13 protein-coding genes are annotated in these 20,039 nt (G+C 65.4%); 6 read left to right on the plus strand and 7 right to left on the minus strand.

Going from position 1 to position 20,039, the window contains the following annotated elements:
* Positions 1 to 37 precede the first annotated feature (37 nt).
* The 6 genes from ABKA19_RS09160 to ABKA19_RS09185 all read left to right on the plus strand — a co-directional run bounded on the left by ABKA19_RS09160 (position 38) and on the right by ABKA19_RS09185 (position 8,776).
* Positions 38 to 1,486 (plus strand): MipA/OmpV family protein, encoded by a 1,449-nt coding sequence (locus tag ABKA19_RS09160; protein ID WP_353688648.1) that lies wholly within the window; start codon positions 38 to 40, stop codon positions 1,484 to 1,486.
* A gap of 159 nt (positions 1,487 to 1,645) precedes the next feature.
* Complete coding sequence (locus ABKA19_RS09165; RefSeq protein WP_353688649.1) at positions 1,646 to 2,092, plus strand: DUF4124 domain-containing protein; 447 nt, start codon at positions 1,646 to 1,648, stop codon at positions 2,090 to 2,092.
* Between the two features lie 308 nt (positions 2,093 to 2,400).
* Complete coding sequence (locus tag ABKA19_RS09170) at positions 2,401 to 3,057, plus strand: histidine phosphatase family protein (protein ID WP_353688650.1); 657 nt, start codon at positions 2,401 to 2,403, stop codon at positions 3,055 to 3,057.
* Between the two features lie 1,366 nt (positions 3,058 to 4,423).
* A complete protein-coding gene (locus tag ABKA19_RS09175; protein WP_502945754.1) occupies positions 4,424 to 5,542 on the plus strand; it encodes a TnsB C-terminal domain-containing protein in 1,119 nt (372 codons plus the stop codon).
* Positions 5,539 to 6,414 carry a TniB family NTP-binding protein gene (locus ABKA19_RS09180; RefSeq protein ID WP_353688652.1) on the plus strand — a complete coding sequence of 292 codons (876 nt, stop codon included), beginning with the start codon at positions 5,539 to 5,541 and terminating at the stop codon, positions 6,412 to 6,414. Before ABKA19_RS09175 ends, ABKA19_RS09180 begins: the two co-directional genes overlap by 4 nt.
* Positions 6,415 to 7,630: 1,216 nt before the next feature.
* Positions 7,631 to 8,776: a hypothetical protein gene (locus tag ABKA19_RS09185; protein WP_162407204.1), complete on the plus strand. Its 1,146-nt coding sequence runs from the start codon at positions 7,631 to 7,633 to the stop codon at positions 8,774 to 8,776.
* 35 nt (positions 8,777 to 8,811) lie between these two features.
* On the opposite strand, the gene ABKA19_RS09190 is transcribed toward ABKA19_RS09185, so the two are convergent.
* The 7 genes from ABKA19_RS09190 to ABKA19_RS09220 form a co-directional block, all read right to left on the minus strand.
* Positions 8,812 to 9,915: an acetate/propionate family kinase gene (locus ABKA19_RS09190; protein ID WP_162797638.1), complete on the minus strand. Its 1,104-nt coding sequence runs from the start codon at positions 9,913 to 9,915 to the stop codon at positions 8,812 to 8,814.
* 19 nt (positions 9,916 to 9,934) lie between these two features.
* On the minus strand, positions 9,935 to 12,010 hold the full coding sequence (locus ABKA19_RS09195; RefSeq protein ID WP_225763777.1) for a heavy metal translocating P-type ATPase: 2,076 nt from the start codon (positions 12,008 to 12,010) through the stop codon (positions 9,935 to 9,937).
* Positions 12,011 to 12,123: 113 nt separating this feature from the next.
* Positions 12,124 to 13,716 (minus strand): ABC1 kinase family protein, encoded by a 1,593-nt coding sequence (locus tag ABKA19_RS09200; protein WP_353688653.1) that lies wholly within the window; start codon positions 13,714 to 13,716, stop codon positions 12,124 to 12,126.
* Positions 13,717 to 13,741: 25 nt separating this feature from the next.
* Positions 13,742 to 16,036, minus strand: coding sequence for a phosphoketolase family protein (locus ABKA19_RS09205; protein WP_502945755.1), 2,295 nt, complete (start codon positions 16,034 to 16,036; stop codon positions 13,742 to 13,744).
* 167 nt (positions 16,037 to 16,203) lie between these two features.
* Complete coding sequence (locus ABKA19_RS09210; RefSeq protein ID WP_024867878.1) at positions 16,204 to 17,118, minus strand: ribose-phosphate diphosphokinase; 915 nt, start codon at positions 17,116 to 17,118, stop codon at positions 16,204 to 16,206.
* On the minus strand, positions 17,115 to 18,632 hold the full coding sequence (locus ABKA19_RS09215; RefSeq protein WP_353688654.1) for a thymidine phosphorylase family protein: 1,518 nt from the start codon (positions 18,630 to 18,632) through the stop codon (positions 17,115 to 17,117). The genes ABKA19_RS09210 and ABKA19_RS09215 overlap by 4 nt, the downstream gene beginning before the upstream one ends.
* Complete coding sequence (locus ABKA19_RS09220) at positions 18,629 to 20,014, minus strand: MBL fold metallo-hydrolase RNA specificity domain-containing protein (RefSeq protein ID WP_353688655.1); 1,386 nt, start codon at positions 20,012 to 20,014, stop codon at positions 18,629 to 18,631. The genes ABKA19_RS09215 and ABKA19_RS09220 overlap by 4 nt, the downstream gene beginning before the upstream one ends.
* Positions 20,015 to 20,039: the final 25 nt, after the last annotated feature.

The raw sequence follows: 20,039 nt of genomic DNA on the forward strand, positions 1-20,039 counted from the left end.
CCCGCAGCGTGTCCTCCCGGGTATTTCCAGGGTCCAGATGAACAAAGCCACGCGCGCCGACTCCCGTTCCATCCACTTCCGCCGGCATCCCAAGCGCCTGGGGCCAGCCATGCTTGTCGCGCTGGCGACGACGGGTGCGCTGGTCGCCACGCCGGCCATGGCCCAGGTCGACACCGATCCCATCGCCGACCTGATCGACGAACCGGGCAGTGCCGGCCTGGGCTTCCTCTACCGCTTCGAGGAGTCGCCGTACCTCGATGCCGGGCAACGCACCGACCTGCTGCCGCTGTACCTGTATGAAGGCGAGCGCTTCTACCTCAACGCCGACCGCGCCGGCATCAAGTTCATCGACGACGACACCCACCGCTTCGATGCATTCCTGGCCCGACGCCTCGAGGGCTTCGCCGAGGACGACATCCCCGACGTGCTCGAAGGCATGGAGCCACGCAACGCCGGTGCCGACCTCGGACTGCGCTACCGCCACCACCTGCCCTGGGGCACGCTGCGCGCGACCGCGCTGCGCGACGTCATCGACACCTCCAACGGCAGCGAACTGCGCCTGGGCTACTCGTACACCTGGGCCGGTGACCGCTGGAGCCTGCGCCCGGACATCAGCGTTTCGTTCCGCGATGCCGACCTCAACAACTACTACTACGGCGTGGAGCCCGACGAAGCCACGTCTGACCGCCCGGCTTACGCCCCTGGCAGCGGCGTCGACTTCACCATCGGTCTGTACGGCACGTGGAGCTTCTGGCAGAACTGGCGGCTTATCGGCGGCGTGGCGGTCACCAAGCACGACAGCGCGATCGAGGACAGCCCGATCATCCGCGACGGCCTGCAGCCGGCGGTCTTCGCCGGCGCGGTCTACGACTTCGGCACCGCGATCGCCCGCTGGGACGACGCCGACGTGCCGCTGCTGGCCAAGGTGTTCTACGGGCGCGCCGCGGGCGACGGCTGCCACATGGTCAAGATCATGACCCTCAGCTGCACCTCGCTGGACCACGACATCCCGAGCAGCGTCACCGGCGTGCATGTGGGCCGGCCGTTCGTGGAGCGCATCAATGGCTGGCCGATCGACTTCCACGGGTACGCCGGGTTCTTGTACCGCAACGAGATGAACCGCATCTCGCCGGACGCCTGGCAGTTCGACGCTTACATGAAGGGGTTCTTCTACGGCTTCCCGTGGAGCGACCGGGTCAATACCCGCATCGGCATGGGCGCCGGCATCTCGTATTCCAACCACGTGCCATCGCCGGAAGTGGTGAGCCAGGCCCGGCGCGAGCGGCCGACCTCCAAGCTGCTCAACTACCTCGACCCGAGCATCGACATCAGCCTGGGCGACCTGTTCGGCAACAAGGACTGGAAGCAGACCTACTTCGGCCTGGGCATCTCGCACCGCTCGGGCATCTTCGCCAGCTCGCGGCTGCTGGGCAGCGTGAACGGCGGCTCGAACTACATCTACGCGTACGTCGAGACCACGCTGTAGACGCAGCAGCGCGGCAGCGTCGGTGGGTGGCGAGCCTCGCGACCACCGGGCCGGGGAGCGGTTGCAGCACGATCACTGACACGAGCATCAGGCGCTTCTGACCCGGTACGCGGGCGTTTCCCGCAGGCGCCCGCAGGTGGTGGTGCATACGCTGTGGGCATGCGAACCCATGCGCGCCGCGCGATCCTGCTGACCCTCGCCTGGCTTCCTGCCGCCGCTGCTGCGCAGCAGGTATTCAAGTGCGTCGCCGGGGACGAGGTCGCCTACCAGTCCGCCCCATGCGTGGCGGGGCAGGCGACGGAGAAGGCCTGGGAGCACGGCACGTATGCGCCGCCCGACGAAACCCACCTGCAGCGCATCAGGCAGATGGAGGCGGCCAGCCGCCAGCGGGACATGGAGCGGCGCAATGCTTCGAGTCCCGCGCGATCGAACTCCTCGCGACGGGGGACCAGCACCGGAACAGCAGCGAGGGGCAAGTCGTCAATCGGACGCTGCGACGCAGCCAAGGCGCAGCGCGACCGGGAGCTCTACCAACTCGGTCCGTGGCGGAAGATCGAGGACCTGCGACGGCAAGACAAAGCGGTGGCGGAGGCGTGCAAACCCTAGGGAGGCGGCCAATCCTGTGGAGCAATACGACTGTAGGAGATCCTAGTTGGCGTCAAAGATGTTTTTGCTTATAAATCAATAGCTTAGAAATTTCCCCGTTTTGGATGATCAGGTCGCTGCCGGATTGGGACACGAATGCGGCACAAACTGAGCCGCGTGACACGATCTAAGCCCAATCTAGGCTGAGAACGGGGGACGCGGCCAGCGCGGACAAGCATGAGCGACCAGCCCAGCGCGGAAGCCAGTATCTCCAGCCGCACTAAGAGTGGGTACGATCGAGGGTTAGAGAAATCGATGACACTCGACCGATGCGCGAGAAATTCCTGGTTGTTCAGCTTGTTCGACATGCGGAAAGTGCGGCAAACGCAGGAGGCGTCACTAAGGATCCTGCAGAAATTCCGCTGAGCGCCAAGGGTGAGAAGCAGGCGTACGACTTCGGTCAGGCGATCCCGAAGGCGCCTGCCCAGATCATCTGCTCGCCATTCCTACGTGCCAGGCAAACGGCAGCGCCAATCGCTCGTCGATTCGGTCTATCGCTGGAAATCTGGCCGGTCCAGGAATTTACGTATCTAGCCCCCGAGCGGTGTGTAAACACCACAGTCGTCCAGCGCCGAGCATGGGTAGAGGACTACTGGCGTCGAGCGAATCCAGACAGCGTTGATGGGCCTGGAGCGGAGTCTTTCGCCCAATTAATTGGGCGCATTGAGGCGACTCTGACCCGTCTTGCTGAATCCCAGATCAGTGGATGGATCCTGATGGTGGGCCACGGACAGCTCATGCAAGCACTGCGTTGGTACATCGCGCAGCGGCCCGGGCCCTTGACGAAAGAGCACCTCGATTCGTTCCGACAACTAGATCATGCGGCGCCGATCGAGAACTGTAGCGGTTACGAACTTCGACGCCGTTTTCTGTCCGATACTGCCAAACCATTTGGTTGGTACGTATCCAGTGGTCGACAGCTTTGAGGTGATGTCGGCGATATCTGACAGAGCCGGGCGCGCTCCTGCGAGCTTCCATGGCGCCGCCTCACCATCGCAGGGAGGGCATCGAATGCGACTTCGGGCAATCGAGAGAGTCTGATATTTTTATATCAAACTCTATGTAAAACAGTCAGTTGCGGGATTTTTGCCTACTGGATATCGGGCCCAAAAAGGCGTATTAGTCGGCCAACTGGGACTACCCGACGAGCCTGACGACGATACAGCAGCCCCCCGCATCCCCCTCCTGACTGGGAAAAAAGAAAGCCCGAGCGTGCGGCTCGGGCTTCCCATTTGGTAACCGGCTTGGTCTCCGATTACCCCCAGCCTGCTCCTTTGAATCCTTGTCGTCAAGAGGAGGGTGGCGTGCGGCCTGCGTTTGACCGGAGGCCATATGCAGCACGCAGATATCGCAAGACGCCCGCCCATCGATGATCCACAAGATGGCCGTGTGCGGCAGCAGATTGAGCAGACGATCGATCAGGCGTCGCTAGTCGACGAATGTGCTGGGCGCGACCGTCTATCGCCACCTAGTACCGAACTGGACGCGGATCCGGGGCCCTCAGCCGGAACCCCAGGAGCGCGCGACTCCACTAAGGCTAGGGTGCCTCAGGAGCTCGACTTCGGCGTGGCGAATAGTTCACCCAAGCAACCCCGTTCGCGTATCAGGGCGTCGGTCGCAGCTTTCCGTATTGTCCCCGGCGTTTCAGCGGTAATGAATGGCCGTGCGGTCCGGGTGATGGACGTCTGCAGTCACTCGAAGATCCAGGTACGCGTGGAGGGTACAGGGGAGTTGGCGTGGGCGCGGCCAGAGGAGCTGTCTGCACCTGTGCCCCTCTCCGATTCGGCACGCGTGCTTACCCATCCACACGAAGCTGATCCGGCGGCGGAATCACATGCCAAGGCTTGGTGCGATGCCTTGGCTGAGCTACCACTACGCCCTGCCGTGCGGGAAGTCGACCTTGTAGCCGTGGCGATGGGTGTTCATCGTCGAACGGTCATCAGGCGGCATGCACTCTATCTCGCTGATCCAACGCCTATATCCCAGCTTAACTCTTCCCCAGGACCGGCGCCGGGATCTAAGCGGTTGCGTCCAATAGTCGAGGCAGCCGTTGCGCGGGCCATCCAAGAAGTTCACCTAAAGCGTCCTGAGACGCCCATCACGGCAGTGCATAAGCGGGTACGACAGCTGTGCGCAGAGAAGGGTGAGAGATCACCTTCCTACAAGGCAGTCAGGCGGCGTGTCCATGCCGTTGATCCGATGCTGACGGCCAGGAAGCGTCTAGGTGTAGACCGCGCGCTCGCAGTCCAAGCGCCCTCCGTCCGCGGAATCACGACCCATCGTGCCTTGGAGATGGTGCAGATCGATCATGCCCTGGTCGATATGATCGTAGTTTGTCCGGAGACACGTCTTGCGATTGGACGTCCCTGGATAACGTTGGCCATTGATGTCCATACTCGATGCGTAGTGGGCTATTACCTCAGCATGGATTCGCCCACTCAAACGTGCGTGGCGTTGTGCTTGGCCCACGCCTGTCTCCCCAAGGGCGATTGGATGCGCCGTCTTGGAATTGAGCATGAGTATCCCATGTTCGGCAAGTTCGAGACCGTTAGTTGGGATAATGCCAAGACATTTCGTGCACAAGGCATCCAGACGCAGTGCGAGCGATACGGAATCCATGTCCACCTGCGTCCTGTGCGGAAGCCACATTACGGTGCCTTCATTGAGCGATACATCGGAAACCTGATGGGGAAGATTCACCTTCTCCCTGGAACGACATTTTCCAATCCCCAGAAGCGCAGCGACTATGACTCTGAGCGACACGCAGTCATGTCGTTCAAGGATCTGGAAGCCTGGATCGGCCAGGAGATTGTCGGGGTCTATCACCATACAGAGCACCGCGGCCTCGGGGGGGTGACACCCTTTCAGAAGTGGCAATCCAGTTGGATCACCAGAGGGGGCCAAGTCGAACTACCCACCATGATCGCTAATCCGCGCCAATTTCTGGTCGGGCTGTTGCCGCGACAGTTGCGGGCGGTAACGCGTGAGGGCGTCGCGCTCATGGGACTCAAGTACTGGGACCCTGCGATTGCTCAGCTCATCAACGATGGTCGCCGTCATTACGTTCACTACCATCACGGCGATCTGAGCAAGGTGTACCTGGCTTATCAAGGGGACTACATCGATATCCCACTGTTAGATCGTTCACGGCCACCTTTCTCGGTCTATGAGCTGCGTGATGCAAAGCGGTCGCTGAAGGCTCAGGCCGCAGGGCGGAAGTCGGAAGAAGTGTTGTTTGAAGCGATGATGCAGCAACGGAAGATTCAGGATGAAGCAGCTGTCACAACAAAGTGGGCACGTAGGAAACGGGCCCGTCGGGCGGAATCTCCTGTGTCCGCGCCTCCATCCAGCTCAGTCGATTACAGCCTTCCGGTCGGTCGAGTCAACTTCGATGAGGCAGACAAAGTATGAAGATTCCGTCGCATTTGCATCCGAGTATTGCCGAGCAATTGCACTTGGATCCACAGGCGCGCTGCGATCTCATGAAGTCGCAGCGGTTCATTCCGTATCCAGCTGGGATGGCCGCGTTGCGCTGGATGAGATACTTGTATACCAACGAGTGCGGTCGTAGCCGCCCGCGCAGCTTGCATCTGATTGGCCAAGCTGGCATGGGTAAATCATGTGTGCTTGAGCACTACGCTAACCTACACGGACAGGAACAGCGAGACACAGAGGGGCATCGCGCCCGACCGGTAGTTCTGGTTGAGATGCGTCATGTGGATGCAAAGTCGCTTTGCACGGACCTCATCAAGGCCTGTATCCCCGAGTTCCGGACGACAAGGCCTGCCAACTACTTGGATCGCCTTGGTCCGGCGCTAGTTCAGTGCGGGGTGCGTCAGATTCTGATTGACGAGGCAGGAAACCTCCTGTTGGGAGGTAAGCACACTCAACAGCAGTGTCTCGCGCTACTTAAGTCAATCAGCAACCAGGGGATCACTATTTGTATCGCGACTACCGAGAAAATGAAAGCGGTGCTGGCGGCAGATGAGCAGCTGTACTCCAGATTCAGGCAGGCGCAATTGCCACATTGGTCCGAGTCTCAGGAATTCCGACAGTTCTTGGCTGGCCTTGAGGCGCAGCTGCCATTGCCGGAGCCTTCCTATCTGGATCGCGTCCAAGTCGTTCGTTGGCTGCTGTCTCAGGGCTTCACGGTCACATCCGCCATAGTGGACCTTCTAAGGGACGCCGCAACCTCGGCGATCATGGCTGGCCGCCCCCATATCACCCTTGACCTACTCCGGGAAACGGCCACAGCAGTCATGCCTCCAGACTCGACAGGCTGATGGACTTCTCGACCTTGCCAAAGTGGCCTCAGGTCTTCCGGGGTGAGACTAAGCAGTCTTGGATGATGGCCGCTGCTAGCGAACAACCCATTGATGAGGCGGACTGGCTGGAGCTGGTCAAGCCGTCTCATCGCGAGCCAGAGCGACCTGCTGACGGAGCACGGTGGGATGGTCTGCCGAGCGGGCTAGGGGAGATCAGGTCCGTTGAGCCCGCGTGGCGCCTGGCACCCGGTCGGAGGCGTGTCTTCTGCCCGCAATGCACTGTAGGCACGGGCGACGGGCAGCGCTGGCCTACCCATGTACGCTGGCTTGATGTGCGACGACTGCAGTGTGGCCAGCATGGATGCCCGCTCGTCTATCGCAATCCTATGCTCGGTGTCGATCCAGGGCACGCTGGTTTCCAAACGAAACCAGAGGCGTTGAGCCTGTACGAGTGGACGCGAAGCTGGATACTCCTAGACTACTCAGTCCTGCCCGAGGCGCGGCTTGAAGGCCTATGGCGCCGCGATCTCGTCCATATGGTGTGTCGCAACTGGACGCCGGCCCGGTCTCACTCGGCAGCGGGCCTCGGTGCTTGGGAGCTTTACCTGATGGGGTGGTACGCGCAGGAGCAAAGTGGGCCATTATCAGCAGGTTGCCCTGGGCGCCTCGGTGAGCTATCAGCTCCAGAGCGCTTAGGCAGCCTGCTGCTAGCCTATCGAGCCTGGCGTTGTTTTCGCAAGGAGCCTGCGCCAATTCCATCGTTGCCGCGTATTGCATGGATGTGGCTTGGACGCAGGTGGGACGGGAGGTTTCCCTGTGAGCGACGTGAGTCGTTTGAGGAGATAGTGATTAATTTGATCACGCATGCGTGATCTCTTGTTCGAAGCTGCGATAGATGGTCGCGATTAGGCGCCGTTATCGAGGGTGGGCGGGCTGGATTGCCAACCCGAGCGGATGTTCAGTTGAGGCATCACGCCCTACCTCTGTCTTCTTCGAGAAGCGGCGCTTGTCCTGAGAGCAGATAACATGACTGCTGGGCGGGATCGATGCAGCAGCGCAGCAACCAGGCTGCGTCGAGGCGTAAACCTAGGGAGCCCCAAGAATGGCTGGCGAGTCAGGCTGCAATATCAACTGTGCCACTTCAGTGGGTGCCTCGCTCAACCAGCGGTGTGCATGCGAAGTAGTCGACGTCTTGCGGCTGCACGAGTCGATCCGGGCCGCCTTCTCGGAGTCCATGTCTGACCCGGCCGTTCACGCACATCTGTTCTCTCGGTACGCCCTGTTCGTCGACCGTGCGGCGTTGGACGCCATGGGGCGAGTCGCGGCGGCGCTCTTCGAAGTTGCAGAGAATCCACGATACCGCGAGCGCGTCCTGCAATGGGCCCCCGACATCGCAACCCATTACCCGGGTTCGGCGGGTGGCGTCCTGGGGCTGGACTTTCACCTGACCGTCGACGGCCCGCGGTTGATCGAGGTCAACACCAATCCAGGCGGGCTGCTCCTCAATGCCGTGCTGCTCGATGCCGTGAGATCTTGCGCGCCGGCTGCGTGGACCACCTGGACCACGGCGACGGAGGCCCATAGCGCGGCTGTAGCCGCCTGGCTTGACGATGCCCGGCAGCAGTCGGGCCGCGCGCCGTCCCGTGTGGCCATCGTGGACAGCGCCCCGCGGGAGCAGTTCCTCTACCCCGAGTTCGAGCTGTACGCGGACGCATTCCGGGAGCACGGCGTGGACTGCGTGATACGCGCGCCCGAGGATCTGAGGTTCGGCCCGGAGGGGCTTGCAGATGCCGACGGCCCGATCGACATGGTCTACAACCGGTTGACCGATTTCGCGCTTGAGGAAGCTTCGCATGCGGACCTTCGTCAGGCTTATCTCGCAGGGGACGTCGCACTCACCCCGCATCCGCGTGCGCACGCGCTGTTCGCCGACAAGCGCAACCTGGCGGTGCTTGGAGACGCGGCTTTGCTCGGCGGGTTTGGGGTCGATGCGGGTTTGACAGCCCTGCTGGCCGAGGTGATCCCGACAACGGTTGAAGTCGTCCCCGGAAACCGGGATGCGCTGTGGGCAGCGCGCAACGGCTACTTCTTCAAGCCTGCAGCAGGGTTCGGCAGCCGTGGCAGCTATCGGGGCGACAAGCTCACCCGGCGAACGTGGGAGTCGATGGCGTCGGCGACCTACATCGCACAGGCCTTCGCGCCACCGAGCATGCGGATCGTGCATGGGGGCCAGTCCCTCAAGGCGGACGTGCGCTGCTTCGCGTCCGAGGCGGGTGTGCTGTTGTTCGCGGCCCGGCTTTATCAGGGCCAGACTACGAACATGCGCACCCCAGGTGGTGGATTCGCAGCGGTACTCACGACGCCACTGATCGGCGAGTAATCCTGGCTGGGGCCGCCCTGGCGGTATGCCGTGGACTACAGCCAGGCCAATGCTGATTCGGCCAGCTCGCGTTCCTCATCGATCGCGACGTTCCAGATGGCCGGCCCGCTCGCGGCATCGATCCGCGTGGCCCCAGCATCGTTGTCGTCAGGTGCCAGCGCCAGGCCAAGCCAGCCCAAGCGCGCGATGATCCGCGCCCGCAGACCCGGCGCGCGGTGGCCGATGCCGCCGGAAAAGACGACATGGTCGAGTCCGCCGATTCCCGTGGCCATGGCCGCGATGGACTGCGCGATCCGGACTGCGAAGAGGTCCACGGCAAGCTGGGCCTGCGGGCCAGGATCGGCAAGCAGCACGCGCATATCGCCGTGCCCGGCGATGCCGGCAAGACCTGCAGTGCGGGACAAACCATCTTCAATCGCTTGCGCGTCCAGCCGTTCGTGCCTGAGCAGGTACAGCAACGCACCGGGATCGAGATCCCCGGAGCGGGTAGGGCTCGGGATTCCCCCCAGCGGAGTGAGCGCCATGGTGGTGTCGCGGCTCCGACCGTCCTCGACGGCGCAGACGCTGCAACCACCCCCCAGATGCGCGAAGACGGCGCGGCTCCGCAGGATTCCGGCGTCCTGGCTGGCCACGACTCGCAGTGCAGAGGCGAAGGCGAGTCCGTGGAAACCGTAGCGGCGGACGCCCAGCGCATCCCATGCTTCGGGGATGGGCAGGCGCTGGCTCCAGGGTGCGAGTGTCACGTGGAAGTCCGTGTCGAAGGCCACGCCCTGGCGGGCTTGCGGCCAACGCAGGCGCGCGGCACGCGCGAACGCGAGGGCGACCGGCTGGTGCAAGGGTGCGAATGGCACCAAAGCATCCAGTTTCGCAAGTACATCTTCGTCGAGCTCGCTGGCGTTGCGCAGGTCGCCGCCATGTACGATTCGGTGGACCACCACGTCGGGGCCGGGCGCCGGTATCGACAATATTTCGAGCAGGGTGGCAAGTCGCTCTTGCGCATCCGCGCCGACGGCAATCTCGGCCCGGGAGCGCTCCACGACGCGTGGCTGCGCGCCTGGCCCCTCAGCGTGCAACAGATAGCACGCGCCCTTGAGGGTGGACGAGCCAACGTTGAGTGCCAGAAGCCGGCGCGTGGTCATAGGTGTCGCCAGTTCATGTTCATGGGGACCGTACCGCCCGGCGCAACAGCTGCGCATTGATCGCCACCACGATGGTGCTCAGCGACATGAGCACTGCACCAAGCGCGGGTTGCAGCATGATCCCCCATGCAGCGAGAACGCCGGCAGCGAGCGGGATGGCGACGATGTTGTACCCGGCGGCCCACCACAGGTTCTGGATCATCTTGCGATAGGTCGCCTTGCTCAATGCAATGATCGCCGGCACGTCGCGCGGGTCGCTGCGCACGAGTACGACGTCGCCGGCCTCGACCGCGACGTCCGTCCCTGTGCCGATGGCGATGCCGACGTCGGACGTGAGCAGCGCCGGAGCGTCATTGACACCGTCACCCACCATCGCGACGCGCTTGCCCTGGGCCTGCAGCTCCTCGATCTTTGCCACCTTGTCCTCGGGCAATACCTCGGCGAAGACGGTGTCGATGTTGAGTTCCTTCGCGACCGCGTTTGCGACCGCCGTGGAATCACCCGTCAGCAGGACAACCTCCAGTCCTTCGTCGTGCAGCCGCTTGACCGCGTCGAACGATTCGGGACGGATGGCATCCGCGATCGCAAATACGGCGAGCACCCGGTCGCCTTCCACCAGGTAGGTTGCAGATTGACCATCGGCTGCCGCTGATTCGGCAGCCCGCCGAAGCGTCTCCGGCGGTTCGACCGCGAGCATTCTCAACAGACCCGGCCCGCCAACGTGAAGCGAGCGTTCCTCGACGACTGCGCGCACGCCGCGTCCCGGCATGGACTCGAAGTCCTGCGACATCGGAACGTCGATGCCATGTTCCTTGGCGCTGGTCATCAGCGCCTGCGCGATCGGATGTTCAGCGTCGCGCTGGACCGACGCGGCCACGCGAAGCACCTCGTCGTCAGTGAGTCCATCGGCGGCAGTGGTCTTCACGACGCGGTGCGAACCGAGCGTGAGCGTGCCTGTCTTGTCGAACACGACCGTGTTCAGCAAACGGGCCTCTTCCAGGCCGCGTCGATCGCGCACGAGCAGGCCGTTCCGTGCGCCAATCGTGGTCGAGATGGCGGTCACCAGCGGGATGGCCAAACCTAGCGCATGGGGACAGGCGATCACGAGCACGGTCACTACGCGCTCGATCGTGAAGCTCCACGGTCGACCGAGGAGTGGCCAGACAATGGCGGTAACCGCGGCGGAGACGATGGCGATGATCGTGAGGTAGAACGCCGCCCGGTCCGCCAGGGCCTGGGCGCGCGAGCGCGACGTCTGGGCCTGCTCGACGAGCCGCATGATACCCGCGAGCGCGGTCTCGTCGCCGGTTCCCGTCACCTCGACACGCAACGAGCCCTGTCCGTTGACGGTGCCGGCGATCACCCGGTCGCCCGTCGACTTGTCCATCGGCTTGGACTCGCCGGTGATCATCGCTTCGTTGACGGCGCTGGTCCCTTCCTTCACGACGCCGTCGGCGGGAATGCTCGCGCCGGGCCTGATGAGCAGCAGGTCGCCGCGCTTCAGTTCCGCGACAGGGACTTCCTTCGCGGTACCGGCCTCATCCAACCGCACCGCCATATCAGGCAGCAGCTTCGCGAGTTCCTTGAGAGCGCCCTGTGCCTGGTTGATCGAACGCATCTCGATCCAGTGGCCGAGCAACATGATCGCCACCAGCGTCGCCAGCTCCCACCACAGGTCCAAGCCCTCGACAACGCCGAGCGTGACCAACGCGCTGTAAAGGAAGGCGACGGTGATCGCAAGCGAGATCAGCGTCATCATGCCCGGCAGGCGATTTCTCAGCTCGTGGTATCCGCCGCGGACGAACGGCGAGCCGCCGTAGAAGTACACGATCGTGCCGAACACCGCCGGGATGTACGCCGACCCCGGGAACTGTGGTGCGGTGTAGTCGAACCAGTGCTGGATCATCCCGCTCCAGATCAGAGTGGGGATGGTCAGCAGCAGCGTGAGCCAGAACTTGTCGCGGAAGCTCGCCACGCTGTGGCCGGCATGCTTGTCGTGCCCGGCATGGACGTCGCCGTCAGCACCCTTGCGGGAATGCGGCGGTTGCCCGCCATGCGCCTGATGATCGTGCTGATGATGGTCGTGTTGCGTCATGGGTCTGCCTTCCTGGATGCACTGATGCACTGGGCATCAGCGGGGAGATAGATCAGTGATTCTGCAAGGGACTGTCTGAAATCGCGATCCCCAATGGTCGGGGCTCCAGCTGCTTACAAGTGCCCCGATCTGGCGATGGCCGTCACCAGCCGCAGCGAGAGCAATGCCGCAGCAGCGAAAGCCACGATAGCCAGGAAAGGCATGTGACCGAACACTTGCGGGCCGTCGGAGTGCAGGCTCAACAGCGCACCACATACATACAGGCCCAAGGTGACCAGGGCCAATGCCAGCCGATTGCCCGTGCGGGCGATTGCCTCCTGCGTCGAACTCAGGCCATGGTGATGTACGGAGAGGGCGGGCCGTCCGTCGCTCAGTTGCGCCTGCCGCAACAGGTCGGTGGCGATCTGGGGCAGCTGGCGGGCGGTGCGGGCCAGCCGCATGGCGAGCGGCCTGTTGCCGCCGGGGCGGCTGGCATCGGCGATCTCGGCGATCTCGGCGGCCTGTGCCGACAGCGTCCCCAGCAGATCCAGATCCGGATCCAGTGCCCGCAACGTGTTCTCGACCAGGAAAAGCGTCCGGATCAGGGACAGCAGGTGGGCAGGAAGCCGGAAGCCCGCGCCTTGGCCAATGCGTGCCACGCGCCAGATCGCCTCGGCAATGGACCACGCCGCCAATGGGCGGCTGGCCATCTCGGCCAGGATCAGGTGGATCTCGCGCACATGCGAGCGTCGCTCGACCTGCGGAGGGAAGAAGCCCAGGGCGATTGCCGCATCCAGGACACCCTCGGCGTCGTCGGCTGCAATGGCCTCGACCATGCCGCCAAGCGCGAGCCGCGATGCCGGGTCGAGCACACCGATCGAGCCGAAGTCATGCAGGCACAGGCGACCGTCGTCAAAGAAGAACAGGTTTCCCGGATGGGGATCTGCATGGAACACACCGGCGCCGAAGAGCTGATGCACGTAGGCATCGAGCAGCGCGCTCGCCAGCGCGGGAGCGGCCCCGGTTCCGTAAGCGGTCTCCAGGCGGGTGCCGTGGCTTCGGTCCTGGACCAGCACGTCGCGGGTAGCGTAGGGCTCGACGACGTGTGGCTGGGTAATGCCGGGCAGTGAGTCAAGCACCTTGGCCATGCGCCGCATGTTCTGTGCTTCGTGACGCATGTCGATTTCATCGCGCATGAAGGCGCCCAGTTCGTCCACGAGTTCGAGCGGCCGGTGTCGCTTGAGGGGCGGCCAGATCCACTGGGCCACGCGCATCGTGCGCCGGAGCAGCCGCAGGTCGGCCTGCACCTGGGCATGGATGCCGGGGCGGGTGATCTTGACGACCACGTTGCGACCGTCGTGCATGCGCGCAGGGTGGATCTGGGCGACTGAGCCCGCGGCCATCGGCTTGTCATCGAAACTGGCGAAGAGCGCGTCGACCGGTGCGCCGAACGCCTGTTCGACCATGTGCCTGGCCTGGTCCGCAGGAAACGCCGGCACGTCGCTGTGCAGCTGCGACAACGCATCGCGATACGGCGCAGGCAGCAGGTCCCAGCGCAGGCTCAAGCCCTGGCCCAGCTTGACGAAGGTGGTGCCGAGCCCCACCAGGGTGGTGCTGATGTAGGCGGGAAGCCGATCGGGTGCACGCCGGCGCAGGCGCAGCACGGCGACTCCGAGCTTCAGTCCGGCCCAGGCGATCTGACCTCCGCGGCGCACCGTGCCGGCCATCAGCGCGAGGTCCTGGCCGGCACGCTCACGACGCCTGTCCCGTTTCCGGGCGCAGGACGGTGGCCGGATCACCCCGCCCATCCACTGCCGCCAACTCGGCTTCGGACAACAGGCTGCCACGGGGCTGGCCGAGGACGCCCGCAGCCGCGTCGACCACGTGCGCCCAGGTGCTGCGATTGGCGAACAGCAGGCCCGGCACGTCCAGCGTGCCGCCGCGGTTGACGAAGCCCAGTGCCGCAGTGGTGGCCGGGCCGGTGTCGAGCCGGCGCAGCGCGCCGAGGAAGGGCTCGGGCCGGGTGTGGGTGACGAATACGCGCGGCCGCTCCGCCGGGAACAGCGTATGGACCTCGCTGTCGGCGTGCACGTAGCGCGCCTCCTCCGGATCGCGCGGCGCGCGGAACCGGCCGGGCTCGCCGAGATAGACGATCGCTGCCGACGCACCGCGTTCGACCAGACGCGCCTGCGCGCGACGCACTTCCTGCAGCTGGTAAGCGCCGGTGGCGACCAGCAGGATGGCCGCCGTCGCCGGATCGCCGGCCAGGCACGTTGCGCCGGTCTCTGCCAGCGCCTTGGCCTGCTGTGGCGTCAGCTCATGCGACACCGGGCGCTTGGGGACAATCAGGGTGGTGACCGTGCCGCGCTGCGCGTAGGCGTGGGCGAGGGCGGCTGCGGCGCCGTTGGCGTCAGGCGGAAACACCACGCGCGAGATGTCGGCCATTTCGCCCAGCAGCGTCTCGGCCATGGTCGGATCCTGGTGGGACTGCTCGTTCTTCGCGTTTTCCCAGGTGTGCGAGGTCAGCACCAGAGGCACGCCCAGCCAGCCGGGTGGACGTCCGGCTTGCTTCTGATGGCGGGCGAGAATCAGCTCCTGGCGCACGGCACCGAGCATCTTCGGCGCGAAGGCCTCGTACGTCACCACCAGGTTCAGCCCGCCCTTGTTGCCAAGCGCCGCGCACACGACAGCCTCCTCGTTGAGCGCGGTGATGACCGCGCCGGTCGTCGATTCGGCGACGCCGGGCTCGGGCTCGTGCACCCGGTGCTTCATCGCATCGAGGGTGCGGTCGAGCTTGTTGCTGCGCAGCTCGTCGGGATTGCCCACGCGCACGCGCAGCCCCGGGTTCGCTTCGGCGATGGCGACGAACTGTTCGTCGAGCGCGGTCATCGGTGAGCTCTTGCCGCCGACGCCGCGATCGGCAATGGCTGGAACGCGGGGCGGGTCTATCTGGCGATCGGCGAGCGCATGGTCGCGCTCGCGCACACGCTGCTGCAGGTCGTGGCTGTTGAGTGCGGCAATGGCCTCATCCAGTTCGGACGCGGCCACGAACAGCGCCGCGGCGCCTTCATTGAACAGCGCGCGTGCCGCGGCATCCTTCGCCGGATTCCCGGGCAGGGGCAGGTTGTGCGAGGCGTTGGTCCCGGCGCCGGAGAAGCCGAAGCCCTTGACGGTTTCGGCGATGCCATAGGGCAGCCGCACGTGTGCATCGGGGACGGCGGCACCCGCCTGCAGGCGCGACTCCATCACGTGGATGCCCCAGGCGATGCTGGCCGGATCGCGCCCGTCCAGCGCGATCGGATCAAAGCCGTTCAATCGCAGGTGCCGGTCCAGCCACCGCTCGCCGCCCTGCTGGGTGATCTGACTGCGCTGTTCGATGCGCCGCCCGTTGAGGATGATGATCGGGCTGACCAGTCCGCTGTCCTCGGCACGCCACCAGCGCGGCGCCCAGTCGCTGCCGCGCTGTTCCTCGAACGCACCGTCGCTGAGGAACGCCACCAGGCGTTCGTCCTTGAGCGGCGCATGCACGTACTGCAGCTCGGCGAAGCCGAGATAGCCGCCTTCCATCACGCCGCCGGCGGTGTGCGCATTGACGTGGGAGCCTAGGGGCGACGCCGGCGTGCCGTCTGGATTGAGCGTGTAGGCGTAGAAGTCGCCGACGAGCCGGCTCAGGCCGTCGTCCGATCGGTCGTAACGCTCCGCGTGCCGGTCGGTCATGTTGCCCACCAGCACGTTCAGCGCGTCGATCGCGGCCACGCAGTGTCCCTGGCCCATCATCCATGCGCGGGTGACGCCATCCAGGGCGTCCATCAGCAGGTAGCCGGCATAGGCGGGCACCATGTTGAGGGACCCGCCGGTGTGGCCTTCGGGGGTGATCTTGAAGTCATCGGACTCGAGGGCCGCACCGTCGGTACGGACCCGCTGGCTGTAGGTCATGTGCGCCACCAGCCACATGCCGGCGCTGGTGACGCGGTCGGCCGCGGCGAGCCGCTGCCAGGCGGTGCCGGCATCGGGCGTGCGGCCCAGGGTCACCAGCTCGTCCACCATCTGGCGGACCCGGAGCTGGGTGAGCGGGTCATGCCGGATCACGCCGTAGCCGGCAGCCCAATGGGCGAACGCGGGATCGGTCTGCCGGTGGGCGTCGGCCAGTTCAAGGATCCGCTGGCGCTCGGCGGCCGACAGCTGGTCGGCGGTGCAGCAGTTGAGATGCAGGTTCATGGGTCCTCCGGGGAATCGGTCGAAGCGCGCATCAGGGTCGATGCCGCGGCGGCGAGGTCGGCGCCCAGCGCGATCGCGTTCGACGGGTGGGGAATGGTGTCGGTGCTGACGATGCGGGCCAGGCCCGCCTCCTGCAGGCGGGCGTAGGCATCGCCCGCGAACACCGGATGGAGGGCGACCAGCAGCGGTGGCGGCAGCGACAGCTGGCGCAGGTGCGCGAGGGTCTCCAGGATCGTATGGCCGGACGACACGATGTCGTCGACCAGGACCGGGGTCCGGCCGGCCACGGCCGCCGGGTCAGGCAGGCTCACGCGCACGTCGTAGTCGCCGTGGCGTTCCTTGGCCAGCACCTGCCAGTGCATGCCGGAGCGGGCGGCGATGTCGGCGACCCATTGCTCGCTCTCGCTGTCGGGTCCGATCAGCACCGCGTCGGGGACGGTCTCCGCGATCCAGCGCGCCACGGCCGGCGTCGCCGACACGTGGGCCGTCGGAATCCGGTAGAGCGACTGCAGGCGCTCGACGCGGTGCAGGTGCGGGTCCACGGTCACCAGCCAGTCGAACGTCTCCTCCAGGAACTGGGCAAACAGCGGCGTGCTGACCGCTTCACCACCATGGAAACGCTTGTCCTGGCGCATGTACCCCAGGTAGGGCGCGATCAGGCCGACCGAGCGCGCCCCGAACTCGCGCGCCGTTCGGGCGGCGAAACGCAACGGGAGGGCCAAAGCATCGGCGTGGCGCAGGCTGGCCAAGATGGCCACATCCGCGCCAGCCAGCGAGTCCTCCAGGGTCACCAGCGACTCGCCATCGGGAAAGTGCCTCCAAGCCACAGGTGCAATGCGCGCCTGCATAGCCTGGTTCATGGTGCTGGCCAATGCTGCATCGGCCGGGAAAGGCATCAGCACACGGGTCATGGAACCTCTCCAAGGACGAAGGGTTGCAACGTGGCGGCGTGCTCCAGCGCATAGGCCAGCTCGCCCGGAGACTCCGCATGCAGGGTCAGCAGAGGCTGTCCGCGCTCGACCGCATCGCCGACGCGCAGACTCGTTTCCAGGCCGGCGGTGGGGGATGTGGGTGCGCCGGCCAACTTGGCCAGCTTGGCCAGCCTGCGGTTGTCGATTTCCGTGATGCGGCCCGACGCGGATGCCGGAACGTCGGCGGTGAATGGCGCCCGCGCCGGTTCGCGGAAGCCTCCCTGGGCTTCGCAGATCGCCAGGAACTTGGCCAGCGCCCTCCCGGAATCCAGCACGCTGCGCGCGCGCTCCAGTCCGGTGCCGGCGCTGCTGCCCGGTGCCATGTCCAGCAGCGCCGCCGACAGCGCAAGCGCGCGTTCGCGCAGGTCGGCCGGTGCGTCGGTGGCGTTGCGCAGCACCTTGAGCACATCGTGCGCCTCGAGCGCCGGGCCGATGCCCCGACCCACCGGCTGGGTGCCGTCGGAGCGATGGATGGCCAGCTGCAATCCAAGCGCGCTGGCGGTGTGTGCAAGCCGCGAGCCGAGGCTGTCCGCCGCAGCCTCACTGCGCACCTTGGCGGTCGGACCCACCGGCATGTCGATCAGCACGTGGGTGGAGCCCGCCGCGATCTTCTTCGACAGCACGCTGGCTACCAGTTGTCCGTCGCTATCGAAGTCCAGCGGGCGCTGGACCCGGATCAGGATGTCGTCGGCCGGGCTCAGGCGCACGTTGCCGCCCCAGACGATGCAGCCGCCCTCGCGCTCCACCACCCGCCGCATCGCCGCCAGGTCGAGCGCCACCGGCGCCATCACTTCCATGGTGTCGGCGGTGCCCGCGGGCGATGTGATGGCGCGCGAGGACGTCTTCGGGATGCGGTAGCCCAGCGCGGCCACGATGGCCACCACGATCGGGGTGGTGCGATTGCCCGGCAGGCCGCCGACGCAGTGCTTGTCCAGCACCGGCCCATCGCCCCAGTCCAGGCGCTGGCCAACCGCGATCATGGCCCGCGTCAGCGCGGTCGTCTCGACGTTGTCGAGGCGGTCGCCCGCGCTGGCCGTGACGAAGGCGGCAAGCTCCAGGTCCGACAGCCTGCTTTCCATCACGTCCTGCAACAGGGCGAGGTACTGCGCGTCGTCCAGCCGTGCCCCGAACACCTTGGCGCGGAGCGCGCCTGCCGACGCCGCGGGTTCCGCGTGCCGGACCCGGGCAAGGACATCGGGCATGGGATCGAGCAGCGTCCACGCGGTCTCCGAGAGCGCCACCTCGTCCAGGCCGAGCCGATCGTCCACGACCACGTTCAGCGTCGCCACCAGCGTGCGCGAACCCACGTCTAGCCTCACGCGAGTCATCGCGGCAAAGCCTTCCGAGCGGCAGACTTCACAGTCGCGGTGCATGTACACCACCGGCTGCTGGTAGGTGTCGATGCCGGCACGGGTGACGCGCAGCAGGGTGTGAGCAGCGGCCAGCTCGCTCATCGCGCATCCTCCAGCCCAACGCGCTCCAGGTGCTCCGGAACGCGCGCGCGCCAGCCCAGCTCGCGCTGCACGCGCCCGCGCAACGTGTCGGCTGCATCGGGCTCGCCGTGGGTGAGGTAGACGACGCGCGGCGCGGACGGCGCGGTGCGCATCCAGTCCAGCAGTTCCCCGGCGTCGGCGTGGCCAGAAAAGCCTTCCAGCTGCACTACCTCGGCGCGAATGGGGACCTCGCGGCCAAACATGCGCAAGGTTCGCTTTCCTGCCGCCAGCGCGGCACCGCGTGTTCCGCCGGCCTGGTAGCCCGCGAGCAGGATCGCGTTTCGGTCATCCGGACCGAACGCCTCGATGTGGTGCAACACGCGCCCCCCGGTCGCCATCCCGCTGGCGGAGATGATGATCATCGGTCCGCGCTGGCGGTTGAGCGCCTTCGACTCTTCCACCGTGTTGACGAAGGTGGCCAAGTCGAACATCCGCTGGCAGTCCTCTTCGGACACGTGGTGCTCGGAATGGTGGGCGTGGTAGTGCCGGGTCGCGTTGATCGCCATCGGGCTGTTGAGGTACACCGGCACGCGAGGGATCTCCTTGCGCTCACGCAGCCGGGCGATATGCAGCATGAGCGCCTGGGCGCGTCCGACAGCAAAGGCGGGGATGACGATAACGCCCCCGCGCGCGGCAACACGGCGGATGATCGGGGCCAGTTCCGCTTCCTGGTCGATGGGAATGTGTTCGCGGTCGCCATACGTGGACTCGCAGACCAGCACGTCACAGGCGGGCAGCGGCGTGGGCGGATTCATCAGCGATTCCTGCTGACGCCCCAGATCGCCACTGAAGTGCAGACGCTGGCCCTGGACGTCCAAGCTGAGGTGTGCGGCGCCCAGGATGTGGCCGGCGGGATGGAAGCGGACCTTGAAGCCCGACGCGACCTCGATGTCGCGCTCGTAGTCATGCCCCTTGAGCTGCTTCAGGCTGCGGCGGGCGTCCTCCTCGGTGTAAAGCGGTCGAGTTTCCTTGTGCTTGGAGTACCCCTTGCGGGCTGCGTATTTCGCCTCTTCTTCAAGCAGGTGCCCGCTGTCGGGAAGCAGCAGGCCACACAGGGACACGCTGGCGTGGGTGCAGTGGATCCAGCCGCGGAATCCCTGTTTGACCAGCGCGGGCAGGTAGCCCGAATGATCCAGATGGGCGTGGGTCAGGACCACCGCGTCGATGGACGCCGGATCGACTGGGAACGGTGCCCGGTTGCGGTCGCGCAGCTGCTTGTAGCCCTGGAAGAGACCGCAGTCGACCAGCACGCGCTGGCCATTGGCCTCGACCAGGTAGCGCGATCCGGTGACGGTACCGGCGGCACCGAGGAACTGCAGCGTCGGGCGGGAAGTCGAGGTCATGATGAGCTCCGGTTCTGGCAGGAAG

The sequence above is a fragment of the Pseudoxanthomonas sp. Soil82 genome (assembly GCF_040446535.1).
GTDB lineage: Bacteria > Pseudomonadota > Gammaproteobacteria > Xanthomonadales > Xanthomonadaceae > Pseudoxanthomonas > Pseudoxanthomonas kaohsiungensis.